The 24,946-nt window shown below is 69.6% G+C and carries 28 protein-coding genes; 19 read left to right on the forward strand and 9 right to left on the reverse strand.

The features are described 5' to 3' along the window. The 4 genes from C8K38_RS03895 to C8K38_RS03910 form a co-directional block, all read left to right on the forward strand. On the forward strand, positions 1-108 hold a 108-nt coding region (locus C8K38_RS03895), incomplete at its 5' end, for a Fe-Mn family superoxide dismutase (RefSeq protein WP_306455722.1). Positions 109-194: 86 nt separating this feature from the next. Then, a complete protein-coding gene (locus C8K38_RS03900) occupies positions 195-1,037 on the forward strand; it encodes an SMP-30/gluconolactonase/LRE family protein (protein ID WP_097210678.1) in 843 nt (280 codons plus the stop codon). Positions 1,038-1,152: 115 nt separating this feature from the next. Then, the gene (locus C8K38_RS03905; RefSeq protein ID WP_097210897.1) at positions 1,153-1,680 is read left to right on the forward strand and encodes a peptidase; all 528 of its coding nucleotides are present in this window, start codon (positions 1,153-1,155) and stop codon (positions 1,678-1,680) included. Positions 1,681-1,965: 285 nt separating this feature from the next. Further along, positions 1,966-2,664: a TMEM165/GDT1 family protein gene (locus C8K38_RS03910; protein WP_097210679.1), complete on the forward strand. Its 699-nt coding sequence runs from the start codon at positions 1,966-1,968 to the stop codon at positions 2,662-2,664. A 13-nt stretch (positions 2,665-2,677) separates the two neighbouring features. Here the strand turns inward: C8K38_RS03910 and C8K38_RS03915 are convergent, their stop codons facing one another. Both C8K38_RS03915 and C8K38_RS03920 read right to left on the reverse strand, forming a co-directional pair. Then, positions 2,678-3,403 (reverse strand): hypothetical protein, encoded by a 726-nt coding sequence (locus C8K38_RS03915; RefSeq protein WP_097210680.1) that lies wholly within the window; start codon positions 3,401-3,403, stop codon positions 2,678-2,680. A 154-nt stretch (positions 3,404-3,557) separates the two neighbouring features. Further along, positions 3,558-4,202, reverse strand: a complete 645-nt coding sequence (locus C8K38_RS03920) for a hypothetical protein (RefSeq protein ID WP_097210681.1) — start codon at positions 4,200-4,202, stop codon at positions 3,558-3,560. 270 nt (positions 4,203-4,472) lie between these two features. Here C8K38_RS03920 and C8K38_RS03925 point away from each other — a divergent pair, with 270 nt between their 5' ends. Continuing rightward, on the forward strand, positions 4,473-4,865 hold the full coding sequence (locus C8K38_RS03925) for a PPOX class F420-dependent oxidoreductase (protein ID WP_097210682.1): 393 nt from the start codon (positions 4,473-4,475) through the stop codon (positions 4,863-4,865). A gap of 58 nt (positions 4,866-4,923) precedes the next feature. Then, positions 4,924-5,271 (forward strand): TraR/DksA family transcriptional regulator, encoded by a 348-nt coding sequence (locus tag C8K38_RS03930; protein WP_097210683.1) that lies wholly within the window; start codon positions 4,924-4,926, stop codon positions 5,269-5,271. A 139-nt stretch (positions 5,272-5,410) separates the two neighbouring features. On the opposite strand, the gene C8K38_RS03935 is transcribed toward C8K38_RS03930, so the two are convergent. Next, on the reverse strand, positions 5,411-6,043 hold the full coding sequence (locus tag C8K38_RS03935; protein ID WP_097210684.1) for a hypothetical protein: 633 nt from the start codon (positions 6,041-6,043) through the stop codon (positions 5,411-5,413). Positions 6,044-6,352: 309 nt separating this feature from the next. Between C8K38_RS03935 and C8K38_RS03940 the strand changes: the two genes are divergently transcribed. Next, positions 6,353-7,120: an SDR family NAD(P)-dependent oxidoreductase gene (locus C8K38_RS03940; protein WP_077043292.1), complete on the forward strand. Its 768-nt coding sequence runs from the start codon at positions 6,353-6,355 to the stop codon at positions 7,118-7,120. Between the two features lie 70 nt (positions 7,121-7,190). Here the strand turns inward: C8K38_RS03940 and C8K38_RS03945 are convergent, their stop codons facing one another. Continuing rightward, positions 7,191-8,753 (reverse strand): TM0106 family RecB-like putative nuclease, encoded by a 1,563-nt coding sequence (locus C8K38_RS03945; protein WP_097210898.1) that lies wholly within the window; start codon positions 8,751-8,753, stop codon positions 7,191-7,193. 236 nt (positions 8,754-8,989) lie between these two features. Between C8K38_RS03945 and C8K38_RS03950 the strand changes: the two genes are divergently transcribed. From C8K38_RS03950 to C8K38_RS03975, 6 genes are read left to right on the forward strand one after another with little or no spacing between them, the layout of a single operon-like run. Next, a complete protein-coding gene (locus C8K38_RS03950; protein WP_097210685.1) occupies positions 8,990-9,607 on the forward strand; it encodes a DUF6474 family protein in 618 nt (205 codons plus the stop codon). Positions 9,608-9,629: 22 nt separating this feature from the next. After that, positions 9,630-10,163, forward strand: coding sequence for a hypothetical protein (locus C8K38_RS03955; protein ID WP_143548390.1), 534 nt, complete (start codon positions 9,630-9,632; stop codon positions 10,161-10,163). Between the two features lie 47 nt (positions 10,164-10,210). Beyond that, positions 10,211-10,870 carry a YcnI family copper-binding membrane protein gene (locus C8K38_RS03960; protein WP_097210687.1) on the forward strand — a complete coding sequence of 220 codons (660 nt, stop codon included), beginning with the start codon at positions 10,211-10,213 and terminating at the stop codon, positions 10,868-10,870. Then, entirely contained in the window at positions 10,867-11,397 is a 531-nt protein-coding gene (locus C8K38_RS03965; RefSeq protein ID WP_097210688.1) for a copper resistance CopC family protein, read from the forward strand. Before C8K38_RS03960 ends, C8K38_RS03965 begins: the two co-directional genes overlap by 4 nt. A 5-nt stretch (positions 11,398-11,402) precedes the next feature. Continuing rightward, positions 11,403-12,365: a CopD family protein gene (locus tag C8K38_RS03970; RefSeq protein ID WP_373560234.1), complete on the forward strand. Its 963-nt coding sequence runs from the start codon at positions 11,403-11,405 to the stop codon at positions 12,363-12,365. A 38-nt stretch (positions 12,366-12,403) separates the two neighbouring features. Continuing rightward, positions 12,404-12,763, forward strand: a complete 360-nt coding sequence (locus tag C8K38_RS03975; protein ID WP_097210689.1) for an MmcQ/YjbR family DNA-binding protein — start codon at positions 12,404-12,406, stop codon at positions 12,761-12,763. Here C8K38_RS03975 and C8K38_RS03980 read toward each other — a convergent pair. The 5 genes from C8K38_RS03980 to C8K38_RS04000 form a co-directional block, all read right to left on the reverse strand. Continuing rightward, positions 12,760-14,397, reverse strand: coding sequence for a DHA2 family efflux MFS transporter permease subunit (locus C8K38_RS03980; RefSeq protein WP_097210690.1), 1,638 nt, complete (start codon positions 14,395-14,397; stop codon positions 12,760-12,762). The two genes, C8K38_RS03975 and C8K38_RS03980, sit on opposite strands and share 4 nt — an antisense overlap. 157 nt (positions 14,398-14,554) lie before the next feature. After that, a complete protein-coding gene (locus tag C8K38_RS03985; protein ID WP_097210691.1) occupies positions 14,555-15,010 on the reverse strand; it encodes an SRPBCC family protein in 456 nt (151 codons plus the stop codon). A gap of 4 nt (positions 15,011-15,014) precedes the next feature. Continuing rightward, entirely contained in the window at positions 15,015-16,568 is a 1,554-nt protein-coding gene (locus C8K38_RS03990) for a succinic semialdehyde dehydrogenase (RefSeq protein WP_097210692.1), read from the reverse strand. A gap of 81 nt (positions 16,569-16,649) precedes the next feature. Then, positions 16,650-18,239 (reverse strand): acyl-CoA synthetase, encoded by a 1,590-nt coding sequence (locus C8K38_RS03995; protein WP_097210693.1) that lies wholly within the window; start codon positions 18,237-18,239, stop codon positions 16,650-16,652. 100 nt (positions 18,240-18,339) lie between these two features. Then, positions 18,340-19,221, reverse strand: coding sequence for a class I SAM-dependent methyltransferase (locus C8K38_RS04000; RefSeq protein ID WP_097210694.1), 882 nt, complete (start codon positions 19,219-19,221; stop codon positions 18,340-18,342). Between the two features lie 47 nt (positions 19,222-19,268). On the opposite strand from C8K38_RS04000, the gene C8K38_RS04005 reads away from it, so the two are divergent. The 6 genes from C8K38_RS04005 to C8K38_RS04030 all read left to right on the forward strand — a co-directional run bounded on the left by C8K38_RS04005 (position 19,269) and on the right by C8K38_RS04030 (position 24,930). After that, positions 19,269-19,856, forward strand: coding sequence for a helix-turn-helix domain-containing protein (locus tag C8K38_RS04005; protein WP_097210695.1), 588 nt, complete (start codon positions 19,269-19,271; stop codon positions 19,854-19,856). Positions 19,857-19,978: 122 nt separating this feature from the next. After that, positions 19,979-20,548: a M15 family metallopeptidase gene (locus C8K38_RS04010; protein WP_097210696.1), complete on the forward strand. Its 570-nt coding sequence runs from the start codon at positions 19,979-19,981 to the stop codon at positions 20,546-20,548. Beyond that, positions 20,464-21,195, forward strand: coding sequence for a phosphatase PAP2 family protein (locus C8K38_RS04015; protein WP_258195848.1), 732 nt, complete (start codon positions 20,464-20,466; stop codon positions 21,193-21,195). Before C8K38_RS04010 ends, C8K38_RS04015 begins: the two co-directional genes overlap by 85 nt. 55 nt (positions 21,196-21,250) lie before the next feature. Continuing rightward, positions 21,251-21,949, forward strand: coding sequence for a response regulator transcription factor (locus tag C8K38_RS04020; protein ID WP_097210698.1), 699 nt, complete (start codon positions 21,251-21,253; stop codon positions 21,947-21,949). Then, positions 21,946-23,340, forward strand: coding sequence for a sensor histidine kinase (locus C8K38_RS04025; RefSeq protein WP_097210699.1), 1,395 nt, complete (start codon positions 21,946-21,948; stop codon positions 23,338-23,340). The genes C8K38_RS04020 and C8K38_RS04025 overlap by 4 nt, the downstream gene beginning before the upstream one ends. Positions 23,341-23,421: 81 nt before the next feature. Continuing rightward, complete coding sequence (locus C8K38_RS04030; protein WP_097210700.1) at positions 23,422-24,930, forward strand: adenylate/guanylate cyclase domain-containing protein; 1,509 nt, start codon at positions 23,422-23,424, stop codon at positions 24,928-24,930. The last annotated feature ends 16 nt before the right edge of the window (positions 24,931-24,946 follow it).

Consider the following 24,946-nt stretch of genomic DNA (forward strand, 5'->3'; position numbering starts at 1 on the left):
AACGTCAAGGGCGACTACGTCAACGCCTTCTGGAACATCGTCAACTGGAACGACGTCGCCGCACGCTTCGACCGCGCCCGCACCCAGACCGCAGGCCTCATCGTCTAAGCAGCTCCGCCGCACGACCCACTCCGCCGCGCCCGACCTCCGGGCGCGGCGGAGTCGTTTCCGGCAAACGGTCGTATCGTTGAGGGATGGACACCCTCGTCGAGGGTCTGACCTTTCCCGATGGGGCACGCTGGCACGACCGGCACCTGTGGTTCTCGGACACGCACGCCGGTGAGGTGTTGGCGTACGACCCGCTGACGGGCGCGCTCAACACCGTGGCCGAGGTGCCCGGCCGACCCGCGGGCCTGGGCTTTCTCCCCGACGGTCGGCTCCTCATCGCCTCCACCCGCGACCTGCTCGTGCTGCGCCGGGAACCGGACGGCACCCTGGTCGTGCATGCCGACCTCTCCGGCATCGCCACCTGGTACCTGAACGAGATGTGCGTCGACCGGTTCGGACGCGCCTATGTCGGCAACGTCGGCGACGGCAGCGATCCCCCGCGGCCGCCGCGGCCCGCCGACCTTGCGATGGTCGAACCCGACGGCACCGTCCACGACGTCGCGACCGCGATGGTGCTGGCAGGCGGCATGGTCGTGACCTCCGACGGCAGCACCCTCATCGTCGCCGAGAGCCGATCCACCCCCGGCCGGCTGACCGGCTTCACCATCGAGCCCGACGGCGGGCTCGAGCAACGACGGGTGATCGCCGAGTTCGACGCCTCGGTGCACCCCGACGGCCTCGCGATCGACGCCGAGGACGGCGTCTGGGTCGCCTCCCCGTTCGGGGACGAGATCTTCCGCGTCGACGCCGAGGGCGCCATCACCGACCGCCTGTCCGCGCCCCACCCGTACTCGCTCGCGCTGGGCGGGCCCGACGGTCGCGACCTGTTCGTCTGCACCGCCGAGACGTGGGTTCCAGAGGAAGCAGAACGGGACCGCGCCGGCGCCGTGCGGCGGGTCCGGGTGCGGGTTCCCGCCGCGCGGGAGTAGCGCGTCCCGCGGTCGGGCTGGCACTCCATCCCGCTTGTCTGCCAGCCGAGTTCGGCGCATCCTGGAGGTGTCCCGGGTGCGCTCCCGGGTCGCCGTCGTGCGGAAGGGGACGAATGTGAACCAGCACGGACACATCGGCGTCTCGCCCTTCCATGCCGCCGGGGCGCTGCGCGGGTTCATCATCTCCGGCCGGTGGCCCGACACCACCAAGGAGTGGGCCCAGCTACTGGTGTTCGCCGTCCGGGTCGCCGGCGTACCCGGGTTACTTCCCACCTCAACGGTTTTCGGCGCTCACGAGGACCTCCCCGACGACCCGGAACCCGGCACCGTCGGGCTCGTGGTCGCGGAGGGCCCGGTGCTCGGCGAATCCGCCGTCGCACCAGGATGTTTCGCGGAGCATCAGCCTCCTGCCCTACTGGTGCTGCACCCGCCGTCGGAGACCATGCCGTCGTTGCCGGAGTGTGTGGGCGCCGCCTCGGGCTGCCTGTTGCTGCCGGGCGTGCCGCACCTCGGCCTTGACCACCGGGCAGCCTGGGTGGAGGCGGACGCCGACGGGACCGTCACGTCCCTGGTCAGCCGGATGAGCCTCGATCCCAACTCCGACCCCGACACCGCCGTTTTGGCCATGCTGCTGGCCTCCTGACGCATACCGAAAGAACAAAGTTCGGTCTCCCAAACTTGTTGTGCGCTTTGCGATCTCGTGAACCTCGGGTAGTCTTACGCCTAGCGAAGGGGAGTAGCCCCCAATCGAGCAGTCGACATACTGGTCAGCATCGCGAAATGCGATGCGCCCGGCTGCCCGAACCGGCGTCGCCGTTCAGGCGACAGGCACCGGTGGGCGAGACCTTCGGCTGTCGACGTCCACACGTCGGCGGCCGGAGGACCGGTTCCCAACATCCTCCGAAACCAGATAACGGAGGAGGTTCGCATGCTTGCCGCGCTGCTGCTCAGCTTCGGCGTCATCTTCGTCGCCGAACTCGGCGACAAATCCCAGCTCATGGCGATGACGTTTGCCCTGCGCTACAAGTGGTGGGTTGTGATCGGCGGCATCACCGTCGCCACCACCGTGGTGCACCTGGTCTCCGTCGGCGTCGGCCACTACCTGGGCGTGGCCATCCCCACGAACCTGATCAGCACCGTCGGTGGCATCGCCTTCCTGATCTTCGCCTTGTGGACCCTGCGCGGCGACAGCCTCAGCGACGACGAGCAGAACAAGGCCGCTCGGGTCGGCACCTCGGCGTTCCTCGCGGTCGCCTCGGCGTTCTTCCTGGCCGAGCTCGGCGACAAGACGATGCTCGCCACCATCACCCTGGCCGCGGACAACGACTGGGTCGGCGTGTGGATCGGCTCGACGGTCGGCATGGTCGCGGCCGATGCCCTCGCGATCATCGTCGGCGCCGTGCTGGGCAAGCACCTGCCGGAGCGGTTCATCCAGCTCGCGGCCGCGACCCTGTTCTTCGTGTTCGGCGTGATGCTGCTGCTCCAGGGCCTGTTCCCCGGGTCCGCGGCGGGGCCGATCGCAGGCGGCGTGATCCTCGCGGTCGCGGCCGTGGTGGGCGGCGTCCGGTACGCGCGGGCGCGGGCGGCCGTACCGGTCGAGGAGACGAGCGAACCCCTCGACCGGTAGGCGCGACCAGCGGTCAGGACCCGGTGCTCCCTGTACCACCCATCGGGGTGACCCGGGTATTCCCTGTCGCCAACCAGCCCTCCGACGCCGGGACTCCGGTGCCGGTGACCGTGACCCCGCTTGGGTTGTCGAGGCCGTACCCGCTCGCGCGATAACGCAAATGGACCGTGACATCACCGGAGAGGAACAACGTCGTGTCGGGATTGGGGTGGTACTCGCGGGACTTAGGGACAGCCCAGCCCCCGGCAGGCGGGGTGACGGTGACATTCCCGGTGACGGGATCTACCGCAACGGTCGAGTCCAGTGCCCAATGCGTGGATCCCTCCGGATACCAGCCGGGTTTCCGGGCGAAAACCGTGGCGTCCATGAATTCGAAGCCTCTCGGAGGGTGGTGGGTGACGCTCGAAACTTCGACGTCCGGCACGGCCGGTTGGTATCCGCCCTCCCCTGCGCTGCTGCTCGCATAGAAGGACACAACGTCACCCGATTTGACGTCCTTGGGACCGGCATAACTCATATGAAGGTCGCCAGCCATCCCCTCGTCCGTGAAGGCTCTTTCGTAGCACGGCCCCCCCGACGGCATCGACTCGATGGTGCATGGAGGCAACAGATTTTGCAGTACCTCATCCTCCCACCACGACTGCCCGGCCGCAGTTCCCACACCCATCGTGATGCCGCTCGCGACAACGGTCAGCGCCGCGAGCACCGACCCACCCTTACGCACCAGATTTCCGACCATTGAACAGTTTCCTTCGGTTTACAGAGCCGCTGCCGTCGATGGCCCGCCGCTGTACGCGGTTGGATTCAGGCACGAGACTCGGCGTCGTAGATGATTCACGGCGACCAGGTCAGGAGGCCGGCATGATGGGCACTCGAAAAGGAGACGGGCGCAATCAGTTTCCCGAACTATTGAAACCACCGATGCCCGGCGTGACTCGGGTGGCACCCGTGGCCAGCCACCCCTCCGAAGCCGGGACGCCGGTGCCGGTGAACGTGACACCGCTGGTGCCATCGAGATGCGACTTTGTCACCTGGTAGCGCAATCTGACGTCGACCTGGCCGGTGCGCCAGCTACCGGAGCTTTCTTGACTCCTCGGGATCGCCCAGCCACCAGCGGGGGCCGCGACCGTCACATCCCCCGTGACGGGGTCCACCACCACGGTCGCGTCCAACTCCGTGTACGTATCAGGGTCCGGATACACGGCGCCCCGGCGGGACTGCACTTCGGCCCCTACGAATTCGAAACCTCGCGGAGCATGGTGGGTAACGCTCGTCACTGCCAGGTCCGGCATGGCGTCCCGGGCCAAGAACCTGGAGGTAAACGCGACCTCACTATCGACTTCGGCCTCGGCGGGCCCCCAGTAGGAGAGCCCGATGTTGCCGGCCGTGGCGCCGTCCGAGAAGATCCCGTCGCACAGCGGTGATGTGAGCCCGACGCAGGGCACTCCAGTGCTTCCAAACCCTCCGCCAGCCGCACCCCCCGCGACGCCCGTACCCATCGCCGCACCGCCCACGACGACGGCCAGCGCCGCGAGCACCGACCCACCCCTACGCACCAGGTGTCCAACCATCGACCATGTCTCCTTCAGTGTTGGGAGACCGGCCCACCGCCCGCCCCCCAAGAACTCGCCAAGGGTAAGGGGCGGAACGGCGCGCTGCGGCAGAATCGAACGGTTACTTTTCCCCAGGTCAAAGCGTTAAACACTGTCGCCGACGTTCCCGCCGCCGCATCAACGCAACCCGCCGCCGAAAGAGCGAGATTCGACGGATACTGGAAGGGTCTCGCAGGCACCCAGACGGAGGGTGACATGACCGAACAGATTCCCCCGGAACCGATCGCGGCCGCCAAGGTGGTGTTGCTGCAGACCCGCAAACGGGACGGCAGCTGGGTCGATACCCCCGTGAACATCGCGGTGGACGGGTCCCACACGTATTTCCGAACACCCGGCAGGGCCTCGAAGAACAAGCGGCTGCGGAACTTCCCCGAGGTCCGGATGTGGCCCTGCACCTGGTCGGGCAAACCGACCGGCGAGGAGGCGGATGCGACCGCGCACCTGCTCACCGGCACCGAGGCCGACGCCGCCGGCCGGGCCATCGACCGCCGCTTCCCGATCCTGCAGCGAGTCATGGTGCGGGCGGCACACAAGGTCATGCGCACCCCCACGCTCCACTACGAATTGACGGACTTCCACGCGCCGTGACCGAATCCAGGTCGGCGCCAAACGGAAGCATCGGCTGCGCTGTGGTGTTGTATCGGACATGACCAAATCCGCCGCTGCCACCGCCCGCGTCCGGATCGCGGCGGAGCAGGCCGCGACCGTGCATCGGATCGAGTCGCTGACCGCGCGTCTGGCCGACATCCTGGACGGCTCCGAGCTGACCACGAACGATGACGAGCACGATCCGGAGGGCTCGACGATCGCGTTCGAGCGCGCACAGGTCACCTCGCTCATCGGCGACGCTCGGCAGGAACTCGAGGACCTCGAAGCCGCCCTGCGCCGGGTCGGCGACGGCAGCTACGGGGTCTGCGAAAAGTGCGGTCGCGCAATCAACCCGGAGCGACTGGATGCCCTCCCCGCGGCCCGGCGCTGCATCGACTGCGCGTGACGCGGCGACGTCCACTCGGGCTAATCCGGACGGCCGACCGTCAGGACACGGGCGACGGGCCGAACACGTACGAGAGCGGGTCGACGACCCTCGTGCCGGTGCCCGTCGCGACATCCGAAAATTCGGGGTGCCCACCGCCTCACATATTGCCGGTATAGGGCGGGCGGTAGCACAACTCCTTCGCCTTGAAGCCAAGTCCGTCCATCACCGGCCAGTCCTGAGGAGGGAGGCCACTGGCGGTGAACCCGACGCCACCCTCCTGGATCGAGCCGGCCTCTACCGTCCACGGAACGTCGTACTCGAAATAGAAGTATGTGTTGTTCGGGGTGTACCCGCCCCCTCTGACAGTCCAGTTCCCCGTGACCGTCACCGCTCCGGTCTGCGCATCGACGGACGTCGGGGGATGATTCTCCGTCACGAGTTCGCCCGTACCCCCGTCCCGGTACTCGATCCGGATCGATCTGAGCTTGTAGGCGGCCGAGGGCGGGTAGTCGGTGTAACGCTGGATGTACCTGGTCTCATCGCTCGCGACTCGGAAGAAACTGCTGGTGAGATACCCGGATCCGGGTTCTCCGGGCGTGTCGACCCCTTGGCGCACTGTGACATCCCCGACCTGCTTCTCGGCGACCCCCGCGAAGCCTGGCCCGCAGAGGGGCAGACCAACTGAGCCGAGTCCCGTCGGCGTCCCCCCGAGGTCGGCGGACCCGACGGCCGCTGCCGTACCGACGCCCGTGGTCAGCCCTCCGGCAACGACCGCGAAAGCGGCGAGCAACGACGCACCCCGCCGGATCGGACTCGTCGACCGCTTCGAGCTTGTTCGCACTGAAGAACTCCATTCGATGAGTGATGGGTGCGCCTCACGTGCTGAACGCCCCGACCGCGTCGGAGTAGGGCGGTTTGTCAGGCTTGGCGGCCGAATCGGGTGACAATTTTCCCGCAGGTCAAAGCGTTAAACAGGACTCGACACCCAGCGATACCGCTCCACTCGGTGAACCGTCGTTAACCAGACTCACGACCGGGGCGCTATCGTTCAGGTCACTACCGGTCGGCCAACGGTGGCCGCCAGAAAAGAGGATCGACTGTGGAAATCCAGGGAACCGCGGCACTGGTCACCGGAGCTGCCTCCGGCCTCGGCGCTGCGACCGCCAAGCGCTTCGCCGACGCGGGCGCCACCGTCTTCGGGCTGGACCTGGCCCAGTCCATCGAGCGCGCGGGCGACAGCGTCCCCGCCGGCGTCACCCTCATCCCGACCGACGTCACCAGCGGCGACGAGGTCCAGGCCGCCGTCGAGCAGATCGTCGCCTCCGGCGTGCCGCTGCGCACCGTCGTGAACTGCGCGGGCGTCGGCTGGGCCGGCCGCATCCTGTCCAAGAACGGCCCGCACGACCTGGAGCTGTTCCGCACGGTCATCACCGTCAACCTGCTCGGCACGTTCAACGTGATGCGCCTGGCCGCCGACGCGATCGCCAAGACCGACACCGTCGACGAGTCCGGCCAGCGCGGCGTCGTCATCAACACCGCCTCGGTCGCCGCGTTCGAGGGCCAGATCGGCCAGATCGCGTACTCCGCGTCCAAGGGTGGCGTGCAGGGCATGACCGTCCCGGCCGCCCGCGACCTCGCGCAGTTCGGCATCCGCGTCAACACCATCGCCCCCGGCATCATCGACACCCCGATGCTCGCGGGCGTCACCGACGAGTACCGCAAGGGCCTCGAGGCAGGCGTGCCGTTCCCGTCCCGCCTGGGCAACCCCTCCGAGTACGCGCAGCTCGCGCAGATGATCGTCGAGCACGACTACCTCAACGGCGAGACGATCCGGATGGACGGCGCGCTCCGGATGGCGCCGCGCTAGGCAGCTCCGCTGCCCGTGCGTGGTTGACGGGTCCCAGGACTCGTCAACCGCGCACGGGCGCCGCAGGCGCCTACAGCTCCGAGGCCAGCGGGACCTCAAGATCGGCGCGGTCGGTCATCCACTCCCGCAACACCCGCGTCGCCTGCACGTCGTCCTCGTTGTAGACGAACAACCGCTCCCGCTGTTCGAGATCCGGCTCGTGGTCGTAGCCGACCGCCTCCCGATACCAGCTCATCGACGCCTCGCCTCCGGCGTCCGCGTCCCGCCAGTTGAACCCGGCGACGGGCGCAATCTTCTTGAGCCCCTTACCGTTCGGGCAGATGAACTGGTCGCTCACCGCCTGGTAGACGTCCACCCAGTCCGGGCTGTCGATGAAGGCGCGGATCTGCGCGACCGTTGGGATCCCCGGCATCCCGGCGAACCGGCTCGCCGAGTCGAGCAGCCACTTGTCTTCCGCCGCACGGGAATAGCAGTAGGCAGCGAAGGTCTTGCCCGCCGCGAGGGTCTCCTCCCTGACCCCCATCAGCCAGCCCCAGAACTCCGCGAACGACCTGCCCTCGTCCCGGGTCGGCAACGGGTCCCAGGTGACGAACGGCCGGTACGGCTGGGTGACGCCGTCCGCGGTGAGCAGCGTGCCCCACAGGTAGGCGCCGTGCTCCTGGTAGCTCTCCATGTCCACGTCGACCTCGACGTCGGCCCGGCGCACCGTTACCTCGGGCCTGCGCCGCACCAGCGGGACCTGGCCAAGCCAGGCCTTCGCGATCACCACCACGTCCTCGAACCCGTTGCCCTGCCACTCCTCCGGCGCCGGTCCGTCCCAGGCCGCCAGGTCGTCGATGGTGTAGACCCCGGCCGCGCGCAGCGCCTCGGCCCGCGAGCCCGTCGCGACCAGGCTGACATCCCGCGCGGCCGTCAGGTTCTCCTTGCACCGCGACCACCAGGGGCAGGACCGGCACTCGCCGATCTGCGACGGCGAGGTGAAGCGTTCGCCGCGCGCGACGGCCAGCCGGTCGGCGAACCGCTCGTCGTACACGTCCATCACCGCGGCGAGGTCGTGCACGAGGAAGCGCTCGCCGCCGTACCCGATGACGCCGCCGAGCATCGACGGGCTCGCCATGCCCTGCGCCTGCAGCATTCGCTGCAGGTGCGCCAGCCGGAGCTGATCGCGGAGCTGGGCGCGCACCTTCCGGTCCGGGTCCACGCTCGGGGCCCAGTCGTCCAGCCCTGAGATGACCGCGCCGCTGCCCGGATCGGTGACCTTGTGGTTCACCACGATGGCCGGGATGTATCCCCCACGGTCGGCGTCCCGGATCAACAGCTCCGCTCGCCCGCGCCTGCCGGTGTCGAACTCGAGCGGCAACACCGCGCCCCAGATCCGGTCCGCGCCCTCGGCGCAGGCCCGCAGGGTCGCCGCCGCCCGCTCGCGCGTCGGGACGGACTGATCGATCAGCACCCAGGTGTGGCCGCCGGGCGCCATCAACCGCCGGAGCATGTCCTCCCGGTGTGCCTGGGCCGATTCCCGGCGCTGCTGGACGCCGATGTCCTCCGGCGCCGAGGCGATCAGCTCGGGATAGGCCGAGTCGAGGTGGACCCGGTGCCGGCACGTGGTCAGCGTCCTGGGATCGATGAGCACCGACCGAGTGCCGTTGCGGCCCGGCTCGGCGTCCTGGTGCGGATCCCGGAGGTCCTGCGAAGAGTTCACGATGACGAGATTATGGTCCGTCGCACCGACAACCCGCACCGCGCCCGCCTGCGCAGCGGCAAGAACCAGCGCTGCCGGACTCGCCGCCGCCACCCTGAGCGGTGCGGATAGGCTGTCGGGGACGAGGTGTGCCGACGCTCGAGCGCCAAGAATGAGGGGCCTTACGCATGGGTTTGTTCAGGAAACGTAAGACACGCGCGACCCGGCGTGCCGAGGCGAAGGCCCTCAAGCACAAGGCGAAGGTCGAGGCGAAGCTCGGCGCCCGCAACGACCGCAAGAAGATGCGCACCGAGGCCAAGTCCGCGAAGAAGGTCGAGAAGGCTCAGCTTGCGACGCTGAAGGCGCAGGAGAAGGCCGCCACCCGCGGCAAGCTCAGCGTCGGCCAGATCCGCAAGTACCTGGGCATCGCCCGGCTGCTGACGCCGGTGCTCGCCCCCCTCGTCTACCGCGGCGCCACCATGCTGCGCGCGCAGCTCGACCAGCAGCGCGCCAACAAGATGGGCATCGCCCCCGAGGAGCTGGGCACCTACACCGGGCACGGCGCCCACCTCAGCGCCCGGATCGCAGGCGCCGAGCGGTCCGCGAACACCATCGCCGCCCAGTACCCCGACCCCGAGACCACCCGGTTCACCAACGCCGTCCTCGGCCGCCTGGCCGAGCTCAGCACTGCCGTCCGGGCCTCCGAGCAGATGCCGGTCCAGCGCCGCAGGGCCGCCCACCACGCGATCTCGGCGGAACTCGACGGCGTCGAGGCCGACCTGCTCGCCCGCCTCGGCGTCCGCTGACCCGGGCGCGACCGCTCCCAAGATGCCGACCCCCCGCCCCGACCACACCGCCCGCATGCGCGGCGCGGCGGTCGGGGCGCTCACCGCGGCGCTCGCCGTGGCAGGCCACGGGGTCGCGGGCGGCGGCTACCCGGACTCCTCGGCCCTGACGCTGCTGGTGCTGTGCTGCGCCGCCGTCGGCGCGCTCACCGGCAGCCTGCGCGGCGGCCGGGTCGCGCTGCTCGGTGCGCTGGCGGCCGGGCAGCTCGTCGGACACCTCGCGCTGTCGACCGCCCTCACCGCGCACCAGTTCCACGGCCCCGAGCTCTCCCCCCGCGGGCTCACGATGCTCGCCGCCCACGCCGTCGCGACGGCGCTGTGCGCCGCGCTGATCCTGGCCGCGGAGGCCGTGTACGGCCCGATCACCCGGGTGTTGCGGTCCGTCCTGCGTCGGTGGAATCCGCTGCCGCGCACGACCTTCGCACTCCGCACCGCGTCGACGGACCCGATCGCGACGGCGACGCTGCTGCACTTCTGCATCTCGAGACGGGGACCGCCCGCGGCGGTGCCCGCATAGTGGACTCGGTGACCCGAGCCCGCCCTCCCCTCTCGAGAAAGAACCCCATGACCACCCTCATTTCCCGCGCCCTCCTCACGGTCGGCGCCACCGGCGGCGTCCTGCTGCTCGGCACCGGACTCGCCTCCGCGCACGTCTCCGTCAGCGCCCCCGACGCCGAGCAGGGCGGCTACACCGTTCTGACCTTCAAGGTGCCCACCGAGTCGGAGACCGCGGGCACCACCAAGCTGACGGTGGCGCTGCCCAACCTGGCATCCGCGCGCACCGAGCCGATGCCGGGCTGGACGTCGCAGGTCACCAAGGACGCCGCCTCCGGCGAGGCCACCTCGGTCACCTGGACCGCTGATCCCGGCGTCAGCGTCGGACCCGGCCAGTTCCAGCAGTTCCTGCTGTCCACGGGACCGCTGCCCGAGCAGGACGAGGTGTCCTTCGCCGCCACGCAGACCTACAGCGACGGCCAGGTCGTGAACTGGGATCAGCAGCCCGGCGCCGACGGCAGCGAGCCCGACAAGCCGGCGCCCGCCCTCTCGCTGGCCCCCGCCTCGGAGTCCGGGGACGGCCACCACGGCGCCTCGACCGCCTCGTCCGCGACCTCCGACGACGGCGTGGACACCACCGCCCGTTGGCTCGGCGGCATCGGCCTGGTGCTCGGCGCCCTCGGCGCCGCGCTCGGCGTCGGCGCGACCGTCCGCGGACGGCGCTCATGAGTACCCGGGTCCGCGTCCTGGCCGTGACGATGTTCGCGGCGGTGGCCGCGCTGCTCGGCGCGGGCGTCGCCGGGGCCCACGCGGTCGTGACCAGTTCGAACCCCGCGGACGGCTCGTCCGTCGCGGTGGGCCCGGAGCAGGCCATCATCACGTTCAACGAACCGATGCAGCCCAGCTTCGCCACCCTCACCGTGGTCGGCCCGGACGGCAACCTGTGGTCGAAGGGTGAGCCAACCGTGCAGGGCCCCTCGGTCAGCGTCCCGGTCGGCGAGCTCGGCCCCACCGGGGACTACACGATCGCCTACCGGGTGACCTCCGCCGACGGCCACCCCGTCAGCGGGACCCGCACCTTCACCCTCACCGAGCAGGGCTCGGGCACCCCCGGCGCGAAGCCGGGCGGCGACAAGGCCGGCGCCGAGGGCGGCGATTCGGACGGGCTGCCGATGTGGCCGTTCATCGTCGCGGGCGTGCTGGTGTTCGGCGGCGGGCTGGCGTTCGCGCTGCGCCGTCCCAGCGGCAAGAGCTGACCTCGGTGGCCTCGGCGGGCGCGCGGCGGCGGTGGCAGATCTCGCCACGATGGCTGCTGTTCGCCGCGCCCGCCGGCCTGGCTGGGGTCGGGGTGGCCTGGCTGCTGGCCCGCCCAGCCGGCCCCGATCCGTCGAGCCTGATCCGGGTGCTCGCCGTCCTCCTCGGGTCGACGGTGCTCGGCCTGACGACACTCGAGTGGCTGCAGCGATCCGAGCCGCGACCGGTGATCGCGCGCGGCCAACTGTGGCGGCCGATCGCGGCGCTGGCAGGGGCCTGGACCCTGGCCGAGGTCGCCCTGGTGGTCGCCGCGGCGGCGGAGACGACCGAGACCGGGGCAGGCGCGCTCTCCTCGACCACGTTCGGCCGGTTTCTCGGTGACGTCAACGCGGGCCAGATCGGCGGCGCCACCGTGGCCTGCACCACCGCGATCGCGGTGATCGCGGCGCTGGCGTTCCGGCGGGGCGCCGACTGGCCGATCACCTCCGTCGCGGTGCTCGCCGCGGTCGCGCTCGCGTCCCGTCCCGTCACCGGGCACATGTCGGCGCAGACCCTCGGTTCGCTGCTCGGCGCCGCGCACGCGCTCGCCGCCGCGCTGTGGCTGGGACCGTTGGTCGCGATGGCACTGCTGCTGCGGGCCAGGGGCGCCTGGGCCGCCCTGCTGCCGCGCTACTCGGAGCTCGCCTGGCGCTGCGTCGCGGTGTTGACGGTGACCGGCGTGATCGACGCCGCGGTCAAGCTCGGCGGCGTTGGCGCGCTCGTCGACACCGGCTACGGGCGGATCGTGCTGGCCAAGACCGCGGCGCTGCTCGCGCTCGGCGCGCTCGGCTGGTGGTGGCGCCGGACCTGGGTGCCCGCGGCGGGTGCGCACCGCATGCAGGCGGAGGACTCGCTGCGGCGCGCGGTGCTGGAGGCTCTGGCGATGGCCGTCGCCTTCGGCCTGGCCGCCGCCCTCGCCACCACCGCATGAACGGTGCGGGTGTCGGCGGGCGGCGCTATAACTGCCTCATGCCCTCCGAGCAGGATGTACGCGCCCTGATGCTGGCCCTTCCCGAGGCGGAGGAGATCGTGGTCGACAGCTGGGGCAACCAGCCGACCTTCCGGGTGCGCAAGAAGATGTTCGCGATGGTCGGATACGGCGCGCCCACCGCATGCCTCAAGGCCACCCGCGACGACCAGGCCGCGCTGCTCGCACAGGACCCCGAGACCTTCCTGGTGGCCCCGTTTTTCGGGCGCTGGGGCTGGATCGACGTCGTCCTCGACCGGGTGGATCCGCAGGAGCTGGCCGAGCTCGTCGAGGAGGCGTGGCGGCTGACCGCCCCGAAGCGGGTGGTCGCCGCCTACGACCGCGACCGAGCGGCCGGCTAGGTCTCCTTGCGGGATCGCGCGTTCAGTGCGGTCGCGCTGACCAGGCCGAGCGCCAGGAACCCGGACGCCACGAACAGCGCGGTGCGGGTCGCGTCGCCGAAGCCCTCCGACAGCGCCGCGGTCACCTCGGGCCCGGACGGGCCGAGCTTGCCCTCCTCGCCCTGCTCGCGGATCCCGGAGATGGTGCCGCCCGCGGAGTCCCTGGTCGCGGTGACCAGCTGTTCCTGCACCGGCGGTGGCACCGACGTGACCGGTTCGAGGCTGTCGGAGAGGTTCTGCGCCAACGAGATCGAGAGCACCGCGCCCAGCACCGCGGACCCGAGCGCGGCGCCGAGCTGACGCACGGTGCTCTGCGTCGCCGAGCCCTGGCCCGACTTCTCCGCCGGGATGTCGGCGAGCACCGTCCCGGTCAGCTGCGCCGACGCCAGCCCGAGGCCCGCGCCGTAGATCGCCAGCAGCACGGCGAGCAGCCACGGCGACACCGTGGAGGACAGCGCGAACGCCACCACAGCCACGCCGACGGCCTCGAGCGCCAATCCCAGGATCACGGTCTTCGGCGCACCGAACGCGGCGGCGACGTGCCGGGCCGCGGCGCCGGAGGCGAAGGCGCCCAGCGCCATCGCGGCCAGCACCAGACCCGCGCCCATCGTGGTCAGGCCGAGCGCGTTCACCAGGAACAGCGGCAGCACCAGCAGCAGGCCGAACTCGCCGATCGCCACGGTCAGCGCGGTCAGGTTGCCCCAGCTGAACGTCGGGACCGAGAACAGGGTCAGGTCGAGGATCGCGGACCGGTGGCTACCGCGGGCCCGGTGCCGCTCCCAGAACACGAACAGCACGAGGCTGGCCAGGCCGATCGCGCCGACGACCGGGACCACCGACACCGGCGCGTCCGCGGGCCATTCGAGCCCGAACACGCTGAACGGAGCGATCGGCTTCCACCAGCCGAGGCTCTGCCCCTCGATCAGGGCGAAGATGACGCCGCCGAAGCCGATCGCGCTGAGCAGCAGCCCGTCCACGTCCAGGCCCGGCTCGGTGATGGTGGCCTTGGTCTCCCGCACCGCGTACAGGGCACCGATGATCACCGCGATGCCGATCGGGACGTTCACGATGAAGATCCACGGCCAGGTGAAGTAGGTGGTGAGCCAGCCGCCGAGCAGCGGGCCGACCGCCGCCATGCCCGAGATCACCGCTCCCCACACGGCGAACGCGACGATCCGGTCCTTGCCGCGGAAGGTCGCGTTCACGCTCGAGAGGGTCGTCGGGAGCACGAAGGCTCCGCCGACGCCCTGGATGACGCGGGCGATGATGAGCGAGGTCGCGCTGGTGGCGAGCGCGGCGAACACGCTGCCCAGCAGGAACACCAGCACGCCGAGGATGAACATGCGGCGGCGGCCGAGCCGGTCGCCGAGCCGCCCGGCGGTGAGCAGCAGCGCGGCGAACACCACCGAGTAGACACTGTTGACCCACTGGGCGTCGGTCAGGTCGAGGTCGAGGTCGGTGATGATCACCGGCAGTGCGACACCGACGATGGTGCCGTCCACCACGATCATGGACAGCCCCGCGGCGAGCACCCCGAGCCCGATCCAGGCGCGCCGATCGGCTCTCGGCTCCAAGTCGGTCGACTCGGCGGTCATAGGGGGTGCCCCTTCCACGTGACAAGCCGGCGCCGAACAGCGCCGCCACGATTCCACCATCGTCACCGACCCGTGTCGCCGCGAAATGCCGGGGGCGCGCCGAGCTTCATACTTTCGATGGATTCGCCGCGGCGCCGAGCCGGCTCCGGGCAGTGCCCTAGACCTCCTGGTGCGCCTCCAGGTGCGCCTTCATCCGCTCCAGCGTGGTCTGCATGCCGTCCCGCATCAGTGTGTCCCGGTTCCGACCGAGCACCTTCGAGCGCTGCACGATCCGCACCCACAGCGCGGGCGTCCCGTAGATCTCCCGGGTCTCGGTGAGCCGGGTACCGATGCCGGACGGCTCGAGCAGGTAGCTCCAGCGCGCCTTCGGCTCGTCCGCCTCGAACGAGAACCGCTCCCCCGGAACGACATCGACCACCGTGCAATGGGTGGTCCACCGCACGGGGCCGTGCCGGTTGCTGCCCGTGAAGGTCGCACCGGCGGTCACCGGCTCGCCGCCGGTCCACCGCCCGCCGGTGTTCTCCGGGCTGAACCGGCCCATGCCGGCGATGTCGGTGACCACATCCCACACCGCCGACGGCGCGGCCTCGATCAGAACGCTCGCGTGATCCATCCGGTCAGCGTCCGGGGACGTACTGCAGCACCTTGATGAACGGCGCCAGCACCTTTGCCCAGACCTTCGGCGGAAGTCCGCGGGGCCCACCGAGATTCAGCACACGCGTCGTCGCGATGGTCTGCGACTCGGTGTACTTGAGCAAACCGTCGGGACCGTGCCTGCGGCCGACACCGGACACACCCATGCCTCCCATCGGCGCCGCGGTGCTGCCCCAGGCGGGCGCGTACCCCTCGTCGACGTTGACGGTGCCCGCGCGGACCTGGGCCGCGATGGCCTCGCCCTCGGCCTTGCTGCCCGCCCAGACGCTGGCGTTGAGGCCGTACTCGGTGTCGTTGGCCTGCCGGATCGCCTCGTTCACGTCGGCGACCGGGTAGATCGACACCAGCGGACCGAAGGTCTCGTTGCGGGCGCACTCCATCTCGTCGGTGACGCCGGTGAGCACCGTCGGCTCGTAGAACAGCGGGCCCAGGTCGGGGCGCGCCTTGCCGCCCGCGACCACGGTGGCGCCCTTGACCACGGCGTCGTCGACGTGCCCGGAGACGGTCTTGACCTGCGCCTCGGAGACGAGGCTGCCCATCTCGATGCCGAACTCGTAGCCGGCCCCGAGGGTCATGTTCCTGACGCGCTCACCGAAGAGCTTGGTGAACTCGTCGGCGACCGGCTGCTCCACGTAGATCCGCTCGATGGAGATGCACAGCTGGCCGGAGTTCGAGTAGCAGGCGCGGACCGCCGCATCGGCGACCTCGCGCAGGTTGGCGCCCTTGGTGACGATCATCGGGTTCTTGCCACCGAGCTCGGCGGAGAAGCCGATCAGCCGTCGGCCTGCCTGCTCGGCGAGCAGCTGGCCGGTGGCGGTGGAGCCGGTGAACATCAGGTAGTCGGTGTTCTCGACGATCGCGGTGCCCACCACGGATCCGGGGCCGGGGACCACGGCGAACACCTCGCGCGGCAGTCCGGCCTGGTACATCAGATCGACGCAGGCGAGCGCGCAGTAGGGGGTCTGGCTGTCCGGCTTGATGACCACCGCGTTGCCCGCCATCAGGGCGGCGATCGCGTCGGACACCGCGAGGGTCATCGGGTAGTTCCACGGCGAGATGACACCGACGACGCCCTTCGCGTGGTGGTGCACCACGGTCTTGGTGAGGCCCGGCAGCATGCCCTGGACCCGCTTCGGCTTGAGCAGCTTCGGTGCGACGCGGGCGTAGTACCGCGAGGTCATGGCGATGTCGAGCACCTCTTCCAGGGCGGCGGCCCTGGACTTGCCGGTCTCCGCCTGCGCCATGTCGAGCAGCGCGTCACGGTTCTCCAGCACCAGCTCGCGGTAGCGGTGGAAGACGCGGGCCCGGTCGTCGGCTGAACGCTTGCCCCACTCCCGCTGGGCCACCCGGGCGCGCTCGATCGCGGCGACCGCGTCCTCCGCGGTGCCGACCGGGACGGTGGTCAGCTCGCGACCGGTGAAGGCCTCGACGATGGGGCGGGTCGGGCGGCTCGCCGCGTCCGGGATGGCGATGAGGTCGGCGAGCCGCGCGAAGGTCGCGGCGGACGGAGCAGGCATTTCGTACCCCTACTGGTGAGTAGTTCTTGCGGTTACACACAACTTACCTGTTCCGTGGCCGGCGTCACAGGGGAGTGCGACTCAGCCCTGCGCGACCATCTCCTTGGCCCAGCGGTAGTCCGCCTTGCCGCTCGGCGACCGCACGATCGACGGCACCACCACGATCGACCGCGGGATCTTGTAGCCCGCGACGTGCTCGCGGCAGTGCTCGGCGATCTCGGCGGTGTCGATGCCGTGATCGCCCTCGCGCAGCTGCACCACCGCCGCGACCCGCTCGCCGAACCGGGCGTCGGGTACCCCGGCGACGAGGGCGTCGAGCACCGCCGGGTGCGTCTTGAGGGCCTGCTCCACCTCCTCGGGGAACACCTTCTCGCCGCCGGAGTTGATGCACATCGAGCCGCGGCCGAGCAGCACGATGGTGCCGTCCGCCTCCATCCGCCCCATGTCGCCGAGGATGGCCATCCGCACCCCGTCCACCACCGGGAACGTCGCGGCCGTCTTCTCCTCGTCGCCGAAGTACGCGACCGGGACGTGGCCGCGGCGCGCGATGTAGCCCAGCTCGTCCGAGCCCGGCACGATGGCCAGGCCCCGCTCGTCGACGAGCAGCATGTTCGGGTTGGCCCTGATCCGCTTGGTGCCGTCGTCGCCGAACTCGACGACCCCGTCGTTCCCGGATTCGGAGGCGCCGAAGGCATCCTTGATGACCAAACCCGGCACCAGCTCGCGCAGCCGGTCCTTGAGCTGCGGCGAGAACAGGGCACCGCCGGAACCGATCAGCTTGAGGGAGGACAGGTCGTACTCCCCCGCGTGCGCCGTCATGGCGTCCGCGATCGGCCGGGCGATGGCGTCGCCGACCACGGTGACGCCGGTGATCTTCTCGGCCTCGATCAGCCGCAGCACCTCGACGGGGTCGAAGCTGCGCGCGATCACCCGCGGCGCCCCCATCAGGAAGGCGGTCAGCAGCGAGTAGACCGCCGCCCCGTGCATCAGCGGCGGAATGAGCATCAGCACGGCGGGATTCGTGTTCGCCACCGCGGCCTCGACCACCTCCGCCACGCTAGTGCGAGGCGGGCCGCTCAGGTTCGCACCGGACAGCGCGGCGTAGAAGAAGTCCTCGTGCCGCCAGACCACGCCCTTGGGCATGCCCGTGGTGCCGCCGGTGTAGATGATGAAGTGGTCGTCCTGGCTGCGCGGCGGGAAGTCCCGATCCGGCGACTGCGCCGCCAGCGCGGCCTCGTAGTCGGCGCCGACGGTCAGCACGTGCCCGACTCCTGGGCAGCGCGACAGGGCGGCGGTCGCGGTGGGGAGGTACTCCTCCTCGACGATGAGGGCGACGATCTCGGAGTTGTTGTAGAGGTAGACCAGCTCCGCGTCGGTGTACCGGAAGTTGACGTTGACCGGCACCGCCCGGATCTTCAGGCAGGCGAGCAGGCCCTCGACGTACTCGATGCTGTTACGCATGTGGATGCCGACGTGCTGGCCCGGCTGCACCCCGACCGACTGCAGATGGTGGGCGAGCCGATTCGCCCGGCGCTCGAGCTCCGCATAGCTGCGACGCTCGGCCCTCCCCGGACCGGTCCCCGCGGGATCCGGCGATCCGAAGATCAACGGCACGCGGTCGGGGATCGCGTCCGCGACCGCCTCGTACAGATCGGCAATATTGAGCGGCACGACCGAAATCCTTGCTTCAGGTGAAATGGTTCGCGACCAGCTAACACGAATGCTGTGCTCACCGAGCCGAATTCGTGTCCGCATCTCGTCCCCCGGGATCTCAGGGTCGGCGGGCCGCCCAGGCGGTTCGGCTGCCCCGGATGGTCAGGTCGCCGCGGCGCAGGACCGATGCGGGGTGGTCCGCGGCGAGGAGGTGGTCGAGGGTGTCGAGGTCGTCGGCGGCCAACTGGCCGTCGAGGGCGGCGCGGACACGACTCAGGAAGGTGTGTGCGTACCGCCCCGCGCGCTCCGGCATCGGATCCGCGCCGACGGTGCTCGCGTCCACGGTGAAACTGCGCTGCTCGAGGACATCGAATCCGGCCCGCTCCAGGTGCGGCCGCCAGTCCGGGTAGGTGTTCCAGTTCGCCTTGGCCAGGAGCTCGTGGCACCGCGACTCCAGGCCGGGGCGGCCGACGCCGATGTCGTCGGGCAGAAACCGTGGCAGCCCGTCCATTTCGAGGACCACCAGCAGCCCGCCTGGGTTCAGCCCCTCGTGCACCCCGCGCAGCACCCGGTCCGGGTCGGCGACCTCGTGCAGCGACGAGGCCGCCCAGGCGACGTCCGCGGAGCCGACCGCGGGCCAGCCGTCGTCCAGGTCGGCCCTGGCGACGCGCAACCGATCGACCACGCCTGCCGCGCGGGCGGATGCCTGGACACGATCGAGCATCACCGCCGACCTGTCGACCGCGATCAGCTGCGATGTCCCGAACCGCCGCGCGAGCGCCAGGCTGCCGGTGCCCGTTCCCGCACCGAGGTCGACGACAGCGCGCGGCGCCTCGGGCGCGTGCCACTGTGCCCATTCCGTCACCTCGTCGAGATACGCGCCGAGCACCTCCGCGTCGAGGTCGAGCATGTCCGCCAGACCCGCCTCGTCATGGTGCCCGTGACCGTGTCCGTGGTGATGGTCGTGTCCATGTCCGTGCTGGTGGGAGTGCTGCGTCATGCCTCCACCCTAAGCGCATCCTGCGCATAAGGCATACCATCTTGCTTATGACGCAAGAAGTCACCATGGACGCGATGATCCGGCAGCGCATCCGCGGCCTCCGCCTGGCCAGGGGCTGGTCGCTGGACGCCCTCGCGGCGCGCTGCTTTCTGAGCCCCTCCACCCTGAGCCGCATCGAGACCGGGCACCGCAGGATCGCCCTCGATCAGCTGGTCCCCATCGCCCGGGCCCTCGGCACCACCCTCGACCAGCTGGTCGAATCGGCCGACGACGAGGACGTGGTGATCCGTCCGCAGCCCGAGCACACGCGGGGAGTGACGACCTGGCTGCTCTCCCGCGACCGGGCCCTGCCGGGTGTGACCGTGGCGAAGATGCGCATCACCCCCGAGCGCCCGACCACGGCGGAGCAGCTGGGGGTGCACCCCGGTCGCGACTGGTTCACCGTCCTGTCCGGCACCGCCCGGCTGCACCTGGGCGAGCGAACACTGCTGGTCCAGGCCGGCGAGGCGGCCGAGTTCTCCACCATGGTCCCGCACGCCATCGGGGCTCACGAGGGACCCGTGGAGATCCTCACCATCTTCGACCGCGACGGGGAGCGGGCCCACCTGCACGGCCAGGACGGCGGTCCCGCCTGACCCCGAATCACCCGGCTTCTCACCAGCCCCGTTCCGTCCTGTTACAGAGCTGTTGCAGACCGTGGCACCGTCGACGAACAACGACCACTTCACGGTGACACTGACCGAGCAGTCTCGACTGCATGCCGATCCACCGCAGAATCATCTGCCTCGTCGCGCTCGGAGCGCTCACGCTCGGTGCATGCTCGTTCACCGATTCCGCAAAGCCCAAACGCGGTAACTACCTTGCCACTCACCCCGATTCGGGACCCGGCGGTGGCGAGATCGAGGACGGCATCCGTCTCGACGACAAGCATGTCCCCGCATTGGCCCGTCTCGACCCCGCGCTTCTCGTGGCGCTGCAGGCCGCGGCCGCCGATGCACAGGCATCCGGGGTGAAAATGCACGTCACGTCAGGTTGGCGGTCCGCCGCATACCAGCAGCGCCTGTTCGACGAGGCCGTGGTCGAGTACGGCAGCGCGAGCGAAGCCGCCAAGTGGGTGCACTCCCCGAGTCGCTCCAAGCACGTCAGCGGACAGGCAGTCGACATCGGACCGACGAACGCAGACGACTGGCTCATCCGGCACGGTGGCGACTACGGCCTGTGCCAGACATACGCCAACGAGATGTGGCACTTCGAATTGGCAACCACCCCGGGAGGGCAATGCCCACCACAACTGAACAATGCTTCGGACGGGCGATCGGAACGCTGACCATGACACGTATCAAACCGGCGAGACTGGTTGCCGCACTGGCACTCTTGATCCTCGGAGTCATCGGATTCGGATTGGCCGTCAACACGGGCGGAGGCCAGATAGTCGATCAACAACTCATGGTGGACGCGGCCGCGTTCTCCGAAGACCTCGGGGTGTTCTCTGCCGAGTTCGTCGGCCTCGTCACCCCGATCCTGATAGTGGGAGGGGTGCTCGTGGTACTCATGATCACGTTGCGCAACAACCCGATTGCACTGACACTGCGAGTCGTCGTCGTGACACTCGGCCCCATCACGACGGCCTGGGTTCTCAAACAGTCGCTGGATCGACCGGACCTGAACGGTCTCGTCATGCACAATTCCTTTCCCAGCGGCACGCTCACGGCCATCACTGCCCTTGCTTGCGCAATCGTCCTCGTCACCCCCAACCGGTGGCGGGCCGTCGTCGCCATCAACGGCGCCCTGCTCACAATCGGTACTGCGATCTCGGTGGTCGTAAGGCAGTGGCACCGTCCGAGTGACGTGATCGGCGCGCTACTCCTCGTCGGCTGCTACACCCTCGCCGTTTCCGCATTTCCGTTGAACACCGCCGCAGCGCGGCACTCGATACTGGCCGACCCCGGCAACGAACGACTCTCGGGAGTGTGACACCTGTACCCTTGGCTGACCGAGATTCCTCCGACCGCAGAAGACCCGGATCATCATGGTGAGCATCCTCTTCATAGAAGATGATCCAGCCGTGGCCGAAGCAATCACGTTGGGACTGAACCGACTCGGGCACGACGTCAGCCATCGCCCGGACGGCAACTGCGACTTCGACGACATCCTCACCACCGCGGACCTCGTCCTGCTCGACCTCGGGCTCCCGGGCGCCGACGGATACGAGATCTGTCGACGCATCCGCACCCGCAGTTCGATTCCGATCATCATCCTGACCGCTCGATCCGACGACATCGACACCGTTGCCGGTCTGGAAGCCGGCGCCGACGACTACGTCGTCAAACCTGCCAGCCCGCGAGTCCTCGACGCACGCATCAAAGCCGTCGTCAGGCGGTCGACGCCCGCAACGCCGCGGGCAGAGGCCGTACGGGTCGCCGAAACGTTCGGCAACCTGGAGGTCGATCGGTCGTCACTGCAGGTCCGCAAAGCCGGAACCGTGCTGGCCCTGACTCCGACCGAGCTGCGTCTGATCCTCGCTCTGACCGAGAATCCCGGACAGGTCCTCAGCCGACGGCAGTTGTTGTCGGCGGCCTGGGACCAGGAGTACCTGGGTGACTCCCGACTCGTCGACGCGGCGGTGCAACGACTCCGCGGAAAGATCGAGGACGACCCCGCCGAGCCGACCGTCATCGAAACGGTGCGCGGCTTCGGCTATCGCTTCAACCCCAGCTCAGCTCGATGAGACCGGCCTGGCTGCGGATCGACGGCCTGCGGACACGGCTGGTGCTGGTGTTCATCGCCATCGTCGTGATCATCGCCGGAGGAACAGCGGGCGTGGTGTCGCTCATGGCGCGGTCGTGGATCTATTTCAATGCTCAGGATGTGGCAACTGCACAGTTCCGCGACGAACTACAGTCCGTCAACGGCACGCCGGTGGACGGACTGACACCTGCCGGCCTCGCACCGGTCTTCCCATCCGACATGACACTGATCGCCAACGGTGAAGTCGTCCGTCAAGGATCCGTCGATCCGGCGACGATCACATCGGGCTTCGACGACGGCTTGAACAGCACCGGGCTGATCCGCTTCGAGCGGCTCGACTCAGAGCGCATCCTGGTGGGCATGTCCGTGTACGTCATGGACGTGACCGCAGGGGATGGCAACGACGACCAGACACTGGTCAAGGCCGCCGCCATCCGGCCACTGGTGGGAGTACAGGACAAGTTCGACGACCTGCTCCGAGTCGTCGGCATCACCCTCACGGCGGGTGTGTTGGTGAGCGGTCTGCTCGGACTCTGGATCGCGTCGACACTGGTACGTCCGCTGAGGCGTCTGGACGAAGCCGCGGCCCGCGCCGCCGACGGCGAGTTGAGCGTCCGGCTCCCCGAAGACGGGGTGACCGAACTCGCCCAGGTGACAACGACGTTCAACAACATGGTGGCGCGCAACGAAGCGGTCATCAGGGGCCTCGAAGAATCGGAAGAGCAGTCGAGGCGGTTCGTCGCCGACGTCTCCCACGAGCTTCGAACGCCGCTGGCGGCACTGGTTCCGGTCAGCGAAATACTCCGGGAGGAGATCCCCAATCTTCCGCCGGACGCCGGTGCCGCCGCGCGCATCGTGAGCAGTGAGATCGGCAAGCTCACTCGGCTCGTCGAGGATCTCATCGAGATGTCGCGCCACGATTCACAGCAGGCGCATCTCGTCCTCGACGACGTCGATCTCGTCGAACTGACCGAGCGCACCTTGGAGAGCCGCGGCTGGACCGAAACCGTCGAACTGCTTACGCCCGAAAGCATCAGCGCCAGAGTGGATTCGCGCCGGATCGACATAGTGGTCGCCAACCTCGTCGCCAATGCGCTGCGTCACGGAGCGCCCCCCGTGCGCGTCGAATTGAGCGCGGAACCCGGCTACGCCGTCATCACCGTCGTCGACCATGGCCCCGGCATCTCACCGGAAGACAGGCAGGCGATCTTTCGCCGGTTCTACAAGGTCGACACCGCGCGCGGACGCAGCGAGGGTAGCGGACTCGGGCTCTCCCTCGCCGTCGAGAACGTGCACTTGCACGGCGGCAGCATCGGCGTCGACCAGGTGGATGGACGGACGGTGTTCACCGTTCGCCTGCCCGGTCGCTGACCGCCCCCACTCTTCCCCCGCCTCCAGTCGCGGCAACAGTGGTCCTCCCGACAGGGTTGATCCGGCGACTAGCCTGGACCCATGGACCCACCGGGTACCAGGTACGTCGAGCGCGACGGTCACGCGCTTGCCTACCAGGTCGTGGGCGAGGGCGGCGCCGATGTGGTCCTGTTCCTCGAGATCGGCCTGCACCCGGACCTGATGTGGACCGACCCGCACATCCACTACGTCTTCGAGCGCGCCGCGACCTTCAGCCGGATGGTGTATTTCCAGCGCCGCGGCTTCGGCCTGTCCGACCCGGTCGACCACGTCCCCACCCTCGAGCAGCAGGCCGACGACGTGCTCGCGGTGATGGATGCGGTCGGCATGGAACGCGCCACCCTCGTGGGCATCGGCAGCACCTGCGGCGCCCTCGCGTTGATCGCGGCCCGCACCCCGGAGCGGGTGACCGGGTTGGTGTTCCAGCAGCCGTTCGTCGAGGGCGCGCTCCGCGAGGGCGCGGAGCTGCCCCGGGGTTGGACCGTCGAGGCACGGGACCGCTTCGTCGACGGGTGGCGGACGGTCTACGACAACTGGGGCTCCGGCGGGGTCATCGCGATGTGGGACCCGACGCAGGACTCGCCGTTCAATCGGCGACTGATGGCGCTGCTCGAACGCTGCTCGGCGACCCCCGCCACCGCCCGCGCGCACCTCGAATGGTTGTTCCGGATCGACTATTTCGATGTGCTCGCCTCCATCCAATGCGAGACGCGCGTACTCCACTCCGCCCGGAGCGCGGTCCCGTTGGCGGCCTCGCAGCACATCGCGGGGGCGATTCCGCACGGCACGCTGCACGTGCTGCCTCCGCTTCCGCCCGGCACCTCGATGGGCCAGGCCTGGATAGAGGTGCTCGATCACATCGAGGAGGTCGCGACCGGGGTCCATCGGACCGTGGACGCCGAGCGCTATCTCGCCTCGGTGATGTTCACCGACATCGCAGGGTCCACCGAGACGCTTGCCCGGATCGGCGACGCCCCCTACCGGGACCTGCGCGCCACGCACGAGCGGCAGATCCGCAACGAGGTCGAGCTGGCAGGCGGCCGGCTCGTAAACGTCGCGGGCGACGGCACGCTCAGCGTGTTCGACGGCCCCGCCGCGGCGGTCCGGTGCGCGCGCCTCGTCTGCCGCCAAGCCGAGGACCTGGGGCTGGGGGTGCGCGCGGGCGTGCACACCGGAGAGATCGAGGGGATCGGAACGGAACTGACCGGCATCACCGTGCACATCGGCGCCCGTATCGGGGCCGCTGCCGGGCCGGGCGAGGTGCTGGTCTCGCGGGCGGTGCGGGACCAGGTGGTCGGCTCCGGCCTCTCGTTCGTCGACCACGGAACGCGCGAACTCAAGGGCGTCCCCGGCCGATGGCGGCTGTTCGCGCTCGCCGCCACCGACGCCCCGGCCGAGTGCGAGCCCTCGACGGCGTCGCGAAAGACCCTGGGTCTCACCTTGCTCGATCGGGCGGTGCTCAGAATGGCCCGCCGCGCCCCGAACGTCCTGCGGGCCGCGGCCGGGATGGCCAACGCACGGCAGCGCCGACTGTCCCGTCGGCCCGACTGACGCGACTAGCCTGGAT

Origin of the sequence: Rhodococcus sp. OK611 (genome assembly GCF_003050885.1) — a bacterium.
GTDB lineage: Bacteria > Actinomycetota > Actinomycetes > Mycobacteriales > Mycobacteriaceae > Rhodococcus_G > Rhodococcus_G oryzae.

Coding starts and splice junctions, on each gene's coding strand:
- C8K38_RS03900 (WP_097210678.1), top strand. CDS start 195: ATGGACACCCTCGTCGAGGGTCTGACCTTTCCCGATGGGGCACGCTGG.
- C8K38_RS03910 (WP_097210679.1), top strand. CDS start 1,966: ATGCTTGCCGCGCTGCTGCTCAGCTTCGGCGTCATCTTCGTCGCCGAA.
- C8K38_RS03915 (WP_097210680.1), bottom strand. CDS start 3,403: ATGGTCGGAAATCTGGTGCGTAAGGGTGGGTCGGTGCTCGCGGCGCTG.
- C8K38_RS03925 (WP_097210682.1), top strand. CDS start 4,473: ATGACCGAACAGATTCCCCCGGAACCGATCGCGGCCGCCAAGGTGGTG.
- C8K38_RS03930 (WP_097210683.1), top strand. CDS start 4,924: ATGACCAAATCCGCCGCTGCCACCGCCCGCGTCCGGATCGCGGCGGAG.
- C8K38_RS03950 (WP_097210685.1), top strand. CDS start 8,990: ATGGGTTTGTTCAGGAAACGTAAGACACGCGCGACCCGGCGTGCCGAG.
- C8K38_RS03955 (WP_143548390.1), top strand. CDS start 9,630: ATGCCGACCCCCCGCCCCGACCACACCGCCCGCATGCGCGGCGCGGCG.
- C8K38_RS03960 (WP_097210687.1), top strand. CDS start 10,211: ATGACCACCCTCATTTCCCGCGCCCTCCTCACGGTCGGCGCCACCGGC.
- C8K38_RS03965 (WP_097210688.1), top strand. CDS start 10,867: ATGAGTACCCGGGTCCGCGTCCTGGCCGTGACGATGTTCGCGGCGGTG.
- C8K38_RS03975 (WP_097210689.1), top strand. CDS start 12,404: ATGCCCTCCGAGCAGGATGTACGCGCCCTGATGCTGGCCCTTCCCGAG.
- C8K38_RS03980 (WP_097210690.1), bottom strand. CDS start 14,397: ATGACCGCCGAGTCGACCGACTTGGAGCCGAGAGCCGATCGGCGCGCC.
- C8K38_RS03985 (WP_097210691.1), bottom strand. CDS start 15,010: ATGGATCACGCGAGCGTTCTGATCGAGGCCGCGCCGTCGGCGGTGTGG.
- C8K38_RS03990 (WP_097210692.1), bottom strand. CDS start 16,568: ATGCCTGCTCCGTCCGCCGCGACCTTCGCGCGGCTCGCCGACCTCATC.
- C8K38_RS04000 (WP_097210694.1), bottom strand. CDS start 19,221: ATGACGCAGCACTCCCACCAGCACGGACATGGACACGACCATCACCAC.
- C8K38_RS04005 (WP_097210695.1), top strand. CDS start 19,269: ATGACGCAAGAAGTCACCATGGACGCGATGATCCGGCAGCGCATCCGC.
- C8K38_RS04010 (WP_097210696.1), top strand. CDS start 19,979: ATGCCGATCCACCGCAGAATCATCTGCCTCGTCGCGCTCGGAGCGCTC.
- C8K38_RS04020 (WP_097210698.1), top strand. CDS start 21,251: ATGGTGAGCATCCTCTTCATAGAAGATGATCCAGCCGTGGCCGAAGCA.
- C8K38_RS04025 (WP_097210699.1), top strand. CDS start 21,946: ATGAGACCGGCCTGGCTGCGGATCGACGGCCTGCGGACACGGCTGGTG.
- C8K38_RS04030 (WP_097210700.1), top strand. CDS start 23,422: ATGGACCCACCGGGTACCAGGTACGTCGAGCGCGACGGTCACGCGCTT.